Here is a 13,905-nt window from a genome sequence, read left to right as displayed (position 1 = left end):
ATAAGTCTTGGTTTTTTTATGGCTCTGATTATTGAGCTTGTTGCATAGGTGCGTCTGCTGGTAAAGCACCGTCTTTTGCCATTGGGTCTGCCGACTGACTTGGATCTGCCGGAGGCGGTGGAGTATTCGGATCTTGTGGCGCTGGAGGCGCTTGGTTTGGTGTAGGTGGTACAGCATCAGTTGGTGCTGCTGGAGGTGCCATTTCACCGCCTGCTGGAGGCGCTGGTGGAACGTCCGCAGGAATAGGAGCACCTGTAGGCGCTGCATTTGTTGGTGCAGCAGAAACTTGCTGTACTTGTCCGCTATTGACTAAATCGCTAATAGAGCCTGGTTGGCCATTTACGGTTGTGGTTACTTTTACTTTAGACAAACTTTCTAAAGTATCTCCTGGCTGGACTGCTGGCTCAGCCAAAGCGGCCATACTACATAATCCCGTGATTACGCCAATACCAATAATCTTTGAATGGATCATTAAGTGGACTCCGATTATATTTTTATCCAAATTTGTGGAGCTAACCATGTCATAAGCAATCAGTGTTTTTCAACGAAAGATACGCAATTGGCGCAATTCAATAGCCAAAGGCTCTCATAATTCCAACAGATTGTTACGTAATGGGTAATGGAGTTACAAAAAAGATGACCATGTTTTAACCATTTGAAAGATAAGAGATATACTTAAAAAAGCAGGATTGTTAAGCTGCGTGTGGACAGTGGTATTGATAGAAACATGGCAAGTAAAAAACGTAGTAAAGGTACAAACTCATTCTTTATAAGTCAGCATTTTGGCAAGATTATTCTTGCTTGTATTGCTGCGGGAAGTTTTGCGATTGCTTTTGGTAGTGAAAAGATTTCGCAGTGGTTTTCACCTTTAACAACTAACTCGACTTGTCTTAATCAGTTCTATCGTGAAGTTCCACCTGCTTTAAATAAAGACAGCCTAAAAAAAGACAGTTATCCACTGTGCTTTAATGGCTTTAACGTTTTGTATTCAGGTATTTCTAAAACGCCGTTATGGTCGGCAGAGCATTTAAATGCAGAACGTTTAAGTGTCAAAATTAAGCGTGAAGATAACTTCCATGAAGAAACCCGCGTTGATCAAAAACATCGGGCACTATTAAGTGACTATCGCGGTTCAGGCTATGACCGTGGGCATATGGCGCCAAATGGTGATATGCCAAATAAAGAATCCCAATCTGATAGTTTCTCGCTCAGTAACATGGTGCCGCAAGCGCCTAAAAATAACCAAGAAGTCTGGCGTAAGCTCGAAGAAGCCACCCGTGCCATTGCCACTAAACAAAAACAAGATATTTATGTGGTGACAGGTCCTGTTTTTGAAGGCAAACGTCTTAAGACGATTGGGCAGGGTGTAATTGTTCCAACCGCAGTTTATAAAGCGGTGTATATGCCAAAAACTGGGGCGATCGGCGCTTATTACGCACCTAATAATAACTCTCTACAAGTGAAGGTTGTGAGTGTTTGCTACCTTGAGGAGCGTTTAGGCGTCAACCTGTTCCCGCAGTTAACTGAGCAACAAAAGCGTAATGTCTATCGCCTACCTTTAACAGCGAGCCAAGTTAAACCAAATCAAAAGCTCGACTATTTGCATTGGGATGGTGAAAGCCAGTGTGAACAAGACCTAAGCGCTGACCAAATTCAAGCGCTACAAGATCAGTTTAAAAAGCAAAAAACTGGTTCTTCGGAGCCATTGGAAGCAAAAGTTCCAACAATTGATGAAGAAACCAGAAAGGCGATTGTGAAACAACTGGTAGAAGCCTTAGTGAACTATTTCTTGCAAATAATGAAATAAGCAGCTTTTTTGATTGTTGTTGCAATACTCTAATTGTTTAAAATAGAATCTATAGACAGATCTGTCTATAGATTCTATTTTAATAAGGACAATAACAATGTTTGCCTCGATGTTTCTTTTTTCATTTGCAATGTCTATTACCCCAGGCCCAGTCAATACTGTCATTTTATCGACCAGTTTAAATCACGGTTTAAAAAGATCTCTTCCCTATATTTCAGGGGCCACAATTGGTTTTACCTTGCTTTTAATTTTTATGGCATTTGGTCTTCAGAGTTTATTAACTCAGTTTCCTGTTGTATTAAAAATTCTTGCAGTTTGTGGAACGCTATTTGTTTGTTATATCGGGATTAAAATTATTCTTTCTGCTGCAAATATTTCTATTTCCAGTGTTCCTGTTGAACAGATGATTGTTCCCAATTTTAAAGATGGGTTCTTGTTACAGTGGCTGAATCCCAAAGCTTGGTTGGCTTGTGTGTCAGGCATTACCATGTTTACCAGCATTGAAAACCCGCAGTCGTTGCCGATCTTTATCGTTATTTACTTTTTTACTTGCTATGCGTGTTTGTTCTTTTGGGGGTTCTGTGGTGATAAATTTTCAGTGGTGCTCAATCAGGGCAATCGTTTGAAATATTTTAATATCTTGATGGGCGCTTTTTTAATTTTATCTGCTCTTTTAATTTTGATCGATTTTTTTTAAATTGACCGTATTACACTGTGACGATATAACAACGAGACAACACCTATGTTTAAGCCATTTGAAAAGGGTACAGAGTCTTCTTCAATTGAAGATTTAACATTAGAAAATGATGTTGATTGCGTCAGTATTTATGGCAACTTGCAAATTACCAAAGACAAAGTTGGGTTAGAACAGGCAAAGGCATTGCAGAGCTTTTTAAACGAAGTGGTTACGGCTTTGGAAAAAGAAGAATTACCTGAGAAAATTGAACGTCTAGCTGAACAAGAAATTAATAATCCGTTTTTGTAATTTATGCATGCTATGCGTAATATTTAACATGGGCGTGCTGCCATACAGTCTTTAGTATCACGTTACGTCTTATTGAGTGTGTATAGACATTTCTTACTTTTGAAAGACCAAAAGTAAGCAAAAGTCTTTTGTTGATCAGAGGGTACTTCCGTGTACCCCTGCTCAACAGGTGACATCCATGTCACCCACCGCGATAGTAGATTGAGTCTAAGAAGAGTTAATCCTTATCCCCAGCAACTACCTTATAAATAATTGCCCCAATCACAGCCCCTAGAATCGGTGCCACCCAGAACAACCACAATTGACTTAACGCAGCAGTTTCAGCAAAGAACGCAACGCCTGTACTACGTGCAGGGTTTACCGAAGTGTTCGTCACTGGAATACTGATTAAGTGAATGAGTGTTAAGCCCAAACCAATCGCGATAGGAGCGAAGCCAGCAGGTGCACGACCATGTGTTGATCCTAAAATAATGATTAAGAAGAAAGCAGTAAGAACGACTTCAATAATGAAAGCAGAACCTAAGCCAAACTTGTTTGGTGATAAATCTCCGAAACCATTTGAAGCAAAACTACCAACACCGCTAAAGCCCGCTTGGCCTTGAGCAATAATATAGAGAACAAATGCAGCAGCAGTCGCACCGACCACTTGAGCAACGATATAGGGAATTAAATCTTTAACATCGAAGCGGCCACCGACCCAAAGGCCAACACTTACCGCGGGATTAAAATGTCCGCCTGAGATATGCCCTAGAGCATAAGCACCTGTGAGTACGGTTAAACCAAAGGCAAGGGCTACACCTGCAAAGCCAATACCAAGTTCAGGGAAAGCTGCGGCTAATACTGCGCTACCACAACCACCAAAGACTAGCCAAAACGTACCTAGGAATTCAGCAAAATATTTATTCATTGTGATTACTCATCTATTGATGTATTTTTTAATTAGTGTGAAATATGTCACAAAAAATTAAGCATGTGACTATATGAAATTTTTGTTTTCAGTGTTGTTTTAATCAAGAAAAGATTTGTAAGTTTTGGTTGGTTATTCTTTGTCTAAAAATTGATCCCTCCATTGCTGGGGTGTTTGATTGGTCCAATGTTTAAATGCTCTTTGAAACGCACTTTGTTCTGAATAACAAAGTAAAAGTGCGATCTCTTGTAAGCTTAAATGCGGATCTTTTAAATATTCGGTTGCAAGCATAAAGCGCACTTGCTGAACGCGTTCCTGAAAGGTGGTGTCTTGTTGTTGTAAGTGTCGTTGGAGTTGTCGAACTGATAGGCCTAATTGAGCAGCAATATGTTCAATTTGATATTGATTCTTTTGTAGCCCAGTCAAAATTGAATGCTGTAAACGCTGATCAAGTTGGGTCGAATTTGGTAATTGCTCTAAAAGCGCTTGTGCTTGCTGAACCAATAGTTGCTGTAAGGTATGGTCGGCGCTACTAAGCGGCTTATGAATTTCTGTAATTGGAATGAGTAACTCTGTACGTGGTTGGCTAAAACGAACGGGACATTGAAAGTATTGTTCGTAGACTCTAATATTTTTAGGGGCAGCATTTAAGAAACGTACTTCATGTAAATGCACGTCTTCATGAGACATAAAAAGACGTAAGAACTGAATCACCAACGCAATCGCGATTTCATCGGTAAGCTGGGTAGGGTGTAGCTCAGTCGCTTCCCAGCGAATAGAACCATATCTCCCTTGTAGCTCAACCACTAATGGGCTCCCGTCATAAATCAGACGGTGAAAATCATGATAGCGAATTAAGGCTTCACCTAAGTTGTCGCAAGAGAGCGCGAGGTAAGCAATAATCCCTAAGTGTTTGGGTTGCACATATTTGGCAATTTCTAGCCCTAAACCCGGCTTCGGGTCTAGTTTATAAATCACTTCTAATAGATCACGCCAAACGACGTAGTCAAAGCGTTCCAGATTTTGAATTTGTTCTAATTGTTCAGGAATAGCTAATTGATTGGCTTCGCAATAAGCTTTTAATAGATGTCCCAGCCCTCCATACACTGAGCCTGTATAATTCTTTAGTTGTGGCATCCCTAACCACCTCTTTCTTGTCGTGATTTGTCAATGAAACCATAAATTCTGGTCAATACCTAGCATAACGAATTTTATATGCTGAATAAAAAGAAAAAGGAGTTAGGTGATGTTAAAAGGGTTTATTGCCGGAATTGCGGTTGCGAATGCATTTGAATGGGTGGCGCATAAATATATTTTGCATGGTGTACACCGTGTGGGACAACCGCGCTATAGCCCAGTACCAAAAAGCATGGAATCTCATTGGGCACACCATCGTGAAGTCCGTAAACAACAATTTCATGATGATTGCTATGTTGAGGGCGTAAGAAACTGGCGAACTAAAAATGAGTTAATTTCGCTTGCTGTGGTGGCAACCGTTTCAAGCGCAATTTTCTATCCATTTTCAAAAGGCATGGCACTCGCAGCTTGGTACAGTGCTGGAAATTATTATTATATTCATCGCCGTGCACATTTAGAGCCTGAATGGGCAAAGCGTAAAATTCCATGGCATTACGACCACCACATGAACTCTAATCAAGACGCCAATTGGTGTGTGACCAAGCCTTGGTTTGATTATGTGATGGGAACACGAGTGGTGTCTTCGGCAGATTTAAAAGAACAAAACCCTTCGGGTATTCGGTTGCCTACTTTATTTGCTAAACCGTTAACTCAAGCTGTAGAAAAAATCTTTCCAGCAAAATGGGTCGAGAAAAAAGAAAAACTAGAACTTCCTAGTGAAGTGAAAGAAATAGATGGTGCGGCATAAAAAATAAAGGGGCATATCGCCCCTTTAATTATGATTAAGCTTACAAGCGCATTTCGATGCCTTGTTCAGCCAAATATAGTTTAGCTTCCGGAATCGTATATTGACCAAAGTGGAAAATACTTGCTGCCAATACTGCATCGGCACCACCTTGTAAAATACCATCTGCAAGGTGTTGTAAGTTACCTACACCGCCTGAGGCAATGGTTGGAATGGTAACGCGGTCATTAATAGCACGCATTAAAGCAATATCGTAACCCGCTTTAGTACCGTCGGCGTCCATACTAGTAATCAGCAACTCACCCGCACCGTAGTCAGCCATTTTTACAGCCCATTCAATGGCATCAATACCAGTTGGTTTACGGCCACCATGAGTAAAGATTTCCCATTTGTTGTCGCCAGTTTTTTTGGCATCAATCGCAACTACAATACATTGCGCGCCAAAGTGCTGTGAAGCTTCTTGAACAAATTCCGGATTAAATACGGCAGCCGAGTTAATACTCACTTTATCTGCACCGGCATTTAATAACGCACGAATATCTTCAACCTTACGTACACCACCACCGACAGTTAATGGCACAAATACAGTCTCGGCCATACGCTCAACAGTACGGTAAGTGGTATCGCGTCCATGATGTGTAGCGGTAATGTCTAAGAAAGTAATTTCGTCTGCACCTTGTTCGTTATAGCGACGTGCCACTTCAACAGGGTCGCCAGCATCACGAATATCGAGGAATTGAACGCCTTTAACTACGCGTCCGTTATCAACGTCTAGGCAAGGAATAATACGTTTAGCAAGCATAGCTTTTTCCAAAAATAATCGCCGTTGGTGAAAGTTCCTACACAGGCGCTACACCTTCATGGAGGGAAGAGGTATTCTATCAAACTTCACAGATGTTTTTTGCAGGTTTTCCATGTCGGTTTATACCCCGTTGAGTTTAGATGAAGTTCGCACCTTTGCTGCACCTTATGGATTAGAGGTGTTGGAGCTGAACCCAATTCAGGGAGGTATTCAAAACACCAATTATTTTTTGGTTGATGTAAACCGCAAACAATATGTACTCACCGTGTTTGAAGAGTTAGATGCACAAGGGGCGGGCGAACTTATTCCTGTACTTGAGCAATTAGGGACACATGATGTACCCGTTGCAGTGCCGTTAAAACATAGCGGTCAAGCGGTTCATGTTATTGCAGACAAGCCTGCACAAATTGCACCACGTTTAATGGGCCACCATCCCATGCAAACCACAGTAGCGCAAGTTGCAGCGATTGCAGATGCACAGGCGAAACTGCATGTGGCTTTACAAGATTTTCCACTTGAACGTGAATATCGACGTGATCATCAATACTGGACAGGTGTTGCAGAACAGCTGAAACCAAGCATGACTCAAGATGACCAAACTTTACTTGAGCAGGTCTATCAAGCTTTTAATGCGAAAACAGCGCAGTATTCAAATCGACCAACAGGTTTTATTCACTCTGATTTGTTCCGCGACAATACTTTGTTTGAAGGTGAGCAATTACAAGGTATTCTAGATTTTTACGAGTTAAATCAAGATGAGTTGCTGTTTGATATTGCGATTACCATTAATGATTTTTGTACCGAATATCCGGCAGCGCATTTAAACTCAGACAAAGTCGACGCTTATTTAGCGGCATACCAAAAAGTTCGTGCGCTGACTTCAGATGAACTTGCATGTTTAGATGTATTCTTGGCAATGGCAGCGTGCCGTTTTTGGTCAATGCGTTTGCAAGTTGCTCAAAAAAATAAAGAAGAAGGACGTACCGGCGATGACATTTTGCAAAAAGACCCGCAAGAAATGCGAGCAATGATGCAAGACCGTTTAAGTCATGTAAAAGCATAAAAGGGAATAAACATGCGAGATCAGGGGCGTTTAGTCGAATGGTTCGACGAAAAAGGTTATGGCTTTATTCAGCCGGATGATGCTGAAAAAGAGCGAGTCTTTTTGCATATCAAAGATTTTGCACGCCCCGGACCTCGGCCAATTATTGGATGTGCACTGGAATATCGGGTGATTCTCGATGAACGAGGCCGTTTTCGTGCTCAGCAGGTCACCTATTTAAAAGCATCTCAAACCCGAAAAGCGTCAAAGCCTGCAAAAGCAGAATCTTCCTTTCAAGCTAACCCTTGGTCTGCAATGCAAATGGGGATCGTGTTTTATTTCGTTTTAATGGGAATTATGAGTTTTATCCATATTTTACCCGCCTATACCTTATTGTTTATTTTAATGATGAATGCTTTAAGTTATTGGCTCTATTCTCAAGATAAAGAAGCCGCACAATTGGGTAATCGCCGTGTACCTGAACAAACATTGCACATTGTTAGCTTTTTAGGAGGTTGGCCAGCTGCATGGTGGGCACAACAAAAACTGAGACATAAAACACAAAAACAACCCTTTCGTAAGATTTATTTTTGTACCATATTCTTTCATTTACTTTTGATTTTGTGGCTAATTTCTCCCTTAAACGTATTGCGGGGCTCATAAAAGTAAATCGTTTTAATAAACTTGAGAGGTATAAAAATGAATAGTTCTATCGACCAAGATCCAAATCGTACTTTAACACTTATTTTATATGTACTTTATATTGTTGCCATTTTTACAGGCGGCTTACTTGCGGTTATTGCTTTAATTATTAACTACGTAAAACGTTCTGATGTACAAGGCTCGATTTTTGCGAGCCACTTTACATGGCAAATCAGAACATTCTGGTGGTATCTCGCTTGGAATATTATTGCCTTTTTGCCGTTTATTTTCTTGTTCTTTACAGGTGAAAATACCGACTTGTTTGCAGGAGTTGCAATCTCATCGACCGTATTCTGTGTGGGCGTAATTGGTGCTGCGTGGATCTGGATTGTATATCGTGCAATTCGTGGTTTGATTGCGCTAAATCATAACCGTCCGATGTATCAATAAATTATGATTATTGAACATGTACATTTGAGTATAAAGTCTGGGCAAAGTGAAGCATTTCTTGAAGCATTCGAGCAGGCTAAACATATTGTTTATCCAATGGAAGGCTTTAATGCGGTCCAACTGATTAAGCATGCAACTGACCCACATCATTATATTTTAATGATTTTCTGGGATGAAATTGAAAACCATACAGAAGGGTTTAGAAAGTCTGAGGCTTATCAAGAATGGAAAACTTTGCTCCATCCATTTTATGACCCAATGCCGACGGTTGAGTACTACCAACCGTGTAGGTTATTGAAGAAAAAATGATAGATAGTAAAAAAGAGAGCGTTAAGCTCTCTTTTTTTATTCTCGAATTCTTTTAGCTTTTTTAATTGGTAACTTAATTTTTAACTCACTGACTAAAACGCCTAAGACTACTAAAGCACCGCCAAAAAGGGCAATCATTGGCAAACGCTCACCTGCAATTCGGCCAATAATGCCCGCCCAAACAGGTTCGCCTGCATAAATAATTGCAGCACGTGAAGGATCAACCACACGTTGAGCCCAGTTCATAACAAATTGAATGAGTGCACTCGCTAAACCTAACGCAATAGCAATCAGTACTAGGGGCCATGAAAATGCTGGAATCGTATGTTCACCCACCACAGGCATGATAGCGAAAGAAAGTAGAGAAGCGACACCAAGTTGAATGATTGTGACGCGGCGTAAATTTACCTTTCCAGCAAAGTAGCTAATAAAAATAATTTCTAAAGCAATCGCAAAGGCACCCAGGATTGTTAAAAGCTGACCAAAACTTAAGGAAATTTGTTCAAAACCATTGCCCGTCAATAAAACAAGGCCAGCAAAGGCAAGAGCGGCTCCCACCCAAGTCATGATATGGGGAGTTTTTCTAAAGATGAGCCACATTAAAATAGGAACAAGCGGAACGTATAGCGCCGTTAAAAAAGCGGATTCACTACTCGGAATGGTTTGTAGGCCAATGGTCTGGGTGCCGTAGCCTGCCGCAATCACAAGACCAATCGCGCTACCAGCGCCTAAATCTTTTAAAGTAACACCTTTCATACTTTTTAATGAGATAAGAAGCAAAGTAAGAGCTGCTACAGCAAAACGACAGCCTACAAAAAACATAGGTGATGCAAAATTCAGCGCATACTGCACAGTAAGGAATGTTCCTCCCCAAATGATCGTAATCAAAATGAGGGCTAACTGTGGGGCTTTGCTTGAACTCAGAGAAATTGGTGACATACTCAAGTTAAATTAAATTGTGCAATATACTGCACATATTGCGCTATTCTTGTATTTTGTGCAATATATTGCTCAAATTTTCTTACTAATCCATTCTATGAGCCAGTCGAGTACCGTTTTACAGCACGTAGGCACAAATATTCGTTCATTAAGAGATGAGCGAGATTTGAGTCAACAAGATTTGGCAGATCAGGCAGGTGTGAGTAGACGAACCATTGCTGCTTTGGAAACTGGACAGGTCAATATTAGTTTGGCCAAACTCGATGCGATTGCAGCAGTGTTGGGTGTGGATTTTAAAACGATTGTGAGTGCACCTGAGCATAAAGAACATGCTGTAGTAAATGCACTCGCTTGGCAGGGTAAAGATGAAGAAAGTAAAGCAACCTTGCTCGCTTCAGTTCCATCTCGTTCCCAAGTTGAGCTTTGGATATGGTCTTTGGCAGTGGGAGAGTCTTACGTGGCGGAAGCAGATGCAGACGGATGGCAGGAAATTATTTACGTATTAGAAGGTGAGTTGACCATACAATTTACTGACAGCAAAAAAATAATACCAGCTGGTTCATCTTTTATTTTTGAAAGTTCTGTTACTTATACCTATATCAATAGTGGTAACCAAGTGCTTAAATTTACTCGTAATGTGGTGTATTGATTTGGAATTTAAGCTTTTTAATAAAATATATGTTTTTAAAATTTATGCAGTTTATTGAAGGCATATATGATGTATATGACCTATCTTAAAAACCTGTGAATTCAATTTAAACAAAAAATACGAATAAGAATAAATAAGGCAAGTTATGATATTTCGTGTGTAATGAAATTATTTTTAACTCGTTTTAATAGAAAAAAGATACAGAAATGAAGTTCTTATTAAGTTCACAAGATATTCAAAACTATAAATTTTTATGGCAGGTTTCTAAAGAAAATTATAAGAAGCAGAAAGGTAGTATGTTTCTCATGTTTTTATTAGTAATGTTTACAGCATTCTTTACGACATTATTGCCATACCTATTAAAAATTATTATTGATTACTCTGCACAGGCATATAACTTTCCACTAGATATTCGACTTCCATTTAATTTCTTATATCTAATCGTACTCGCTTATGCTGCAGCATGGTTAGCAAATGAGTTATGTAATTGGACGAAAAATATTTTTAGTGCTTATTTGATGGTTGATTTCAAAGGAGCATTAATTTTTGCGGGGTTAAAAAATTATTTAAATCTTAAAAAAGATGAGCAAGATCAAATTGAAGCTGGAACAGTCATCAGTGATCTTGCAAGAGGAAGTTCTGCTTTTGGTGAGATAAATCTAACGTTGCTGCTTCATTTGGGGCCAATCATTTTTCAATTGGTTATGATCTTTGCAGTTTTATTTACAACTATTAGCTTACTTTTTAGTATCAGTTTTTTATTGGTAGCTATCGTTATTTTTTTAGTTTCCTTTCATATAAATAAAAGAAGTAGTTCTTTATTTGATTCGATGTATCAACAAGATAATCAGGTAAATAGCGATTTGATACATCAGATCTCAAATTCATATGAAATTAAAGTAAAAAATGCAGTACCGTTTCAATTGTCAAAATTTAATACCACATTAGACTCATTCATCAAAACAGCTAAAGATAGGAATAAAAAAATAGGGCTATTGATGATTTCTCAATTGTTCCTGATCTTTTTGTTTTTACTCTTTTTTATGTTATTTACAGTCTTTCTTTCAACTGAAAAGCAGCTTACACCGGGTGCTTTCGTATTGATAAGTACTTATATTATTCAACTCACCAATCCATTTTTAGCGGTTTCTCAAAGCTTGATGCGTTTAAATGGTAACTTTGTCGCCTTAGCAAAATATCGAAAATACTTTAATCTCAATAAAGAAAATTATACGCATTCTATCGTTCAAGACTCCAACGTTCTCTTTCAATTTATAAATGCTAAATTTTTACTTGGGAAAAGAGCCGTAGATCATTTTAATTTAACAATATTAGCCAATAAAACGTATGTCGTGATTGGGCCAACTGGCTTGGGAAAGACTTCTCTAATGAATTATTTAATGGGTGTCTATCAGATTCAATCAGGGCAGCTTTGCTATAAGAATATTGATATTAGCCAAAATTTCTCTAAACATATTTTTGATGAGGTTGTTTACGTTGCACAGCAACCAGTTATTTTCCCTTATTCCCTTAGAGATAATTTAGTTTATAACTCCTCGCACATATATGAAGATTCTTACTTACTTCAGATGCTTGATCAATTTAATCTATTACATATTTTGAAAAAACATCGACTAACGCTCGATGATGATTTAACTGAAATTTATAAGAATTTTTCAGGAGGAGAAAAGCAAAGAATTTGCATTCTTCGAGGTCTTTTAGCTCGCCCGCAGCTCATCATCCTAGACGAACCGACTGCCGCCTTGGATGTAGATACTGCAAAAAATATACTTGAATATATTCAGCAGGTTGTTCCATCCGTAATCATGATTACACATTCGCCCTATGCAATGGAAATTGCGGATGAGGTAATCGATTTAGAAAAGTTATTAAACTAAAGATAATCAAAAATAAAAAAGAGCCTAAAGCGGCTCTTTTTTACATCTTAAAAATTAAAGACGGTTTTCATCTAACAAAAGCTGAGCTTCACGAAGGTTTAAAGTACCTTCATAAATTGCGCGGCCTGTAATCGCACCTAAAATACCCGGTTGACCTTTTAAGTTACGAACGTCATCAAGGTTGGTTACACCACCAGAAGCAATTACTGGTAAGCCTGAGTATTGAGCCAAGTTTACAGTTTGCTCAACGTTTACACCTTGCATCATGCCGTCACGAGCAATGTCTGTATAAACAATGCTAGACACGCCTGCATCAGCAAAGCGTTTCGCTAAATCAGTTGCTTTCACATCAGTAACGTTTGCCCAGCCGTCAGTTGCAACCATACCATTCATGGCATCAATACCAACAATGATGTGGCCTGCGAAACGTTTACAAGCTTCTTCTACAAATTCAGGCTCTTGAACGGCTTTAGTACCGATAATGACAAACGTCACGCCAGCTTCTAAATAGTGTTCAATGGTTTCTAATGAGCGAATACCACCACCAATTTGAATTGGTAATTCTGGCTGAGCTTTAGCAATCGCTTCAACAACAGGCTTATGAATAGGCGTACCTGCGAAAGCACCATTCAAATCAACCAAATGCAAACGGCGCGCACCTTCATTTACCCAATGCTGGGCAGTTGCAACCGGATCGTCAGAGAAAACGGTATCGTCTTCCATACGCCCTTGTTTTAAACGCACACATTTACCATCTTTCAGGTCAATTGCTGGAATGATTAGCATGCTTCCGCTCCTTGCTTCATCATGATTATGAAATTGTGCACATCTTAGCAAAGTATTGATCAATCGCTAAGCCTTAGAAAAGACTTTTATTACTTTACGCTTGAAGTGCGGTTTGAATAGTTTGTGAAATGTGAGCGGGTAATAGTTTTTGGTTTCTGAGCTCTTCAAATACGAGTAATGCAGCATAAGCATCAGCGGCGGCATAATTTATTTGCTGAGATGTAAGTGGCTTTCGTGCCCAGTTTGAAGTTCCGACTTTTTTCGACTTTGCGAGATATTGTCCAAATAACAGTGCTACCGCTTTTTGTAAGCCCATTTGCTGTTTAAAACCAAAGTGACTAAACCCTTTGGCAAGGTCCACACCACTTTCTAGCTCTATACCTTTTTTATGAAAAATGTGCTTATCATTTTTAAGGCCAAAACCGACTTTAATTTGCTTCTGGTTAGATAAAATGGGCTGCAAGAATTTTAAAGTCGATGAATTGACATGAAATAAATAGGCTTTTTGTGCTGTAGCAAGTTGAATCAAGTGTGGACCAGTTGAGATTTCACCCACTTTAAATGTAGGTTTAGATTCAGAATCAAATCCCAAAATTGCAGCGTTTTTTAATTCTTCTTCAATACTTTTGCATTGCTCAATATTTTCAATCACCACAATATTATGGTGGTTAAGATTTTTAAAAGGAGGAAGCTGCTGAATAGAGGCTTTATCAAGGAGGGCAACGGCTTCGGACATATTTAACAGCGTACAAATGAATTGGGCTATTCACTTTATATATGAATAAAGCCTAGAGGACTAGGCTTTAT

At 39.2% G+C, this 13,905-nt stretch carries 17 protein-coding genes and 1 pseudogene; 10 read left to right on the top strand and 8 right to left on the bottom strand.

From position 1 onward, the window contains the following. Nucleotides 1–28 precede the first annotated feature (28 nt). Nucleotides 29–472, bottom strand: coding sequence for a hypothetical protein (locus ACTJJG_RS03610; RefSeq protein WP_032006409.1), 444 nt, complete (start codon nt 470–472; stop codon nt 29–31). A 255-nt stretch (nt 473–727) separates the two neighbouring features. Between ACTJJG_RS03610 and ACTJJG_RS03605 the strand changes: the two genes are divergently transcribed. From ACTJJG_RS03605 to ACTJJG_RS03595, 3 genes are all read left to right on the top strand, one after another. Next, on the top strand, nt 728–1,807 hold the full coding sequence (locus ACTJJG_RS03605; protein WP_440608912.1) for a DNA/RNA non-specific endonuclease: 1,080 nt from the start codon (nt 728–730) through the stop codon (nt 1,805–1,807). Between the two features lie 97 nt (nt 1,808–1,904). Continuing rightward, entirely contained in the window at nt 1,905–2,504 is a 600-nt protein-coding gene (locus tag ACTJJG_RS03600) for a LysE family translocator (protein ID WP_032057207.1), read from the top strand. 45 nt (nt 2,505–2,549) lie between these two features. After that, nucleotides 2,550–2,792 carry a hypothetical protein gene (locus ACTJJG_RS03595; protein ID WP_032057209.1) on the top strand — a complete coding sequence of 81 codons (243 nt, stop codon included), beginning with the start codon at nt 2,550–2,552 and terminating at the stop codon, nt 2,790–2,792. A 10-nt stretch (nt 2,793–2,802) separates the two neighbouring features. On the opposite strand, the pseudogene ACTJJG_RS03590 reads toward ACTJJG_RS03595, so the two are convergent. From ACTJJG_RS03590 to ACTJJG_RS03580, 3 genes and pseudogenes are all read right to left on the bottom strand, one after another. After that, a pseudogene (locus tag ACTJJG_RS03590) lies at nt 2,803–2,968 on the bottom strand (hypothetical protein). A gap of 41 nt (nt 2,969–3,009) precedes the next feature. Continuing rightward, nucleotides 3,010–3,699 (bottom strand): aquaporin Z, encoded by a 690-nt coding sequence (gene aqpZ / locus ACTJJG_RS03585; RefSeq protein WP_032057210.1) that lies wholly within the window; start codon nt 3,697–3,699, stop codon nt 3,010–3,012. Nucleotides 3,700–3,831: 132 nt separating this feature from the next. Further along, on the bottom strand, nt 3,832–4,836 hold the full coding sequence (locus tag ACTJJG_RS03580) for an AraC family transcriptional regulator (protein ID WP_005804497.1): 1,005 nt from the start codon (nt 4,834–4,836) through the stop codon (nt 3,832–3,834). Between the two features lie 109 nt (nt 4,837–4,945). Here ACTJJG_RS03580 and ACTJJG_RS03575 point away from each other — a divergent pair, with 109 nt between their 5' ends. After that, nucleotides 4,946–5,584, top strand: coding sequence for a hypothetical protein (locus ACTJJG_RS03575; protein ID WP_032057212.1), 639 nt, complete (start codon nt 4,946–4,948; stop codon nt 5,582–5,584). Between the two features lie 40 nt (nt 5,585–5,624). Here the strand turns inward: ACTJJG_RS03575 and hisF are convergent, their stop codons facing one another. Continuing rightward, nucleotides 5,625–6,383, bottom strand: a complete 759-nt coding sequence (gene hisF, locus ACTJJG_RS03570) for an imidazole glycerol phosphate synthase subunit HisF (RefSeq protein WP_032057213.1) — start codon at nt 6,381–6,383, stop codon at nt 5,625–5,627. 112 nt (nt 6,384–6,495) lie between these two features. On the opposite strand from hisF, the gene ACTJJG_RS03565 reads away from it, so the two are divergent. From ACTJJG_RS03565 to ACTJJG_RS03550, 4 genes are read left to right on the top strand one after another with little or no spacing between them, the layout of a single operon-like run. Then, nucleotides 6,496–7,446: a homoserine kinase gene (locus tag ACTJJG_RS03565; protein ID WP_017400526.1), complete on the top strand. Its 951-nt coding sequence runs from the start codon at nt 6,496–6,498 to the stop codon at nt 7,444–7,446. Nucleotides 7,447–7,458: 12 nt separating this feature from the next. Beyond that, on the top strand, nt 7,459–8,088 hold the full coding sequence (locus ACTJJG_RS03560) for a DUF1294 domain-containing protein (RefSeq protein ID WP_032057214.1): 630 nt from the start codon (nt 7,459–7,461) through the stop codon (nt 8,086–8,088). A 36-nt stretch (nt 8,089–8,124) separates the two neighbouring features. Next, a complete protein-coding gene (locus tag ACTJJG_RS03555; RefSeq protein WP_069120226.1) occupies nt 8,125–8,517 on the top strand; it encodes a DUF4870 family protein in 393 nt (130 codons plus the stop codon). Nucleotides 8,518–8,520: 3 nt separating this feature from the next. After that, nucleotides 8,521–8,826: an antibiotic biosynthesis monooxygenase family protein gene (locus ACTJJG_RS03550; RefSeq protein ID WP_005078526.1), complete on the top strand. Its 306-nt coding sequence runs from the start codon at nt 8,521–8,523 to the stop codon at nt 8,824–8,826. Between the two features lie 36 nt (nt 8,827–8,862). Here the strand turns inward: ACTJJG_RS03550 and ACTJJG_RS03545 are convergent, their stop codons facing one another. After that, nucleotides 8,863–9,765 carry a DMT family transporter gene (locus tag ACTJJG_RS03545; protein ID WP_032057215.1) on the bottom strand — a complete coding sequence of 301 codons (903 nt, stop codon included), beginning with the start codon at nt 9,763–9,765 and terminating at the stop codon, nt 8,863–8,865. Nucleotides 9,766–9,862: 97 nt separating this feature from the next. Here ACTJJG_RS03545 and ACTJJG_RS03540 point away from each other — a divergent pair, with 97 nt between their 5' ends. After that, nucleotides 9,863–10,414, top strand: a complete 552-nt coding sequence (locus tag ACTJJG_RS03540; RefSeq protein ID WP_032057217.1) for a helix-turn-helix domain-containing protein — start codon at nt 9,863–9,865, stop codon at nt 10,412–10,414. Nucleotides 10,415–10,620: 206 nt separating this feature from the next. Further along, nucleotides 10,621–12,312: an ATP-binding cassette domain-containing protein gene (locus tag ACTJJG_RS03535; RefSeq protein ID WP_032057218.1), complete on the top strand. Its 1,692-nt coding sequence runs from the start codon at nt 10,621–10,623 to the stop codon at nt 12,310–12,312. 54 nt (nt 12,313–12,366) lie between these two features. Here the strand turns inward: ACTJJG_RS03535 and hisA are convergent, their stop codons facing one another. Further along, the gene (gene hisA, locus ACTJJG_RS03530; protein ID WP_000905538.1) at nt 12,367–13,098 is read right to left on the bottom strand and encodes a 1-(5-phosphoribosyl)-5-[(5-phosphoribosylamino)methylideneamino]imidazole-4-carboxamide isomerase; all 732 of its coding nucleotides are present in this window, start codon (nt 13,096–13,098) and stop codon (nt 12,367–12,369) included. 94 nt (nt 13,099–13,192) lie between these two features. After that, nucleotides 13,193–13,834 (bottom strand): 3'-5' exonuclease, encoded by a 642-nt coding sequence (locus ACTJJG_RS03525; protein ID WP_032057219.1) that lies wholly within the window; start codon nt 13,832–13,834, stop codon nt 13,193–13,195. Nucleotides 13,835–13,905: the final 71 nt, after the last annotated feature.

The sequence above is a fragment of the Acinetobacter sp. 22512 genome (genome assembly GCF_052044755.1).
Lineage (GTDB): Bacteria > Pseudomonadota > Gammaproteobacteria > Pseudomonadales > Moraxellaceae > Acinetobacter > Acinetobacter pittii.
The sequence above is the reverse complement of the archived record's forward strand: the minus strand, read 5'-3'. Positions and strand labels throughout refer to the sequence as shown.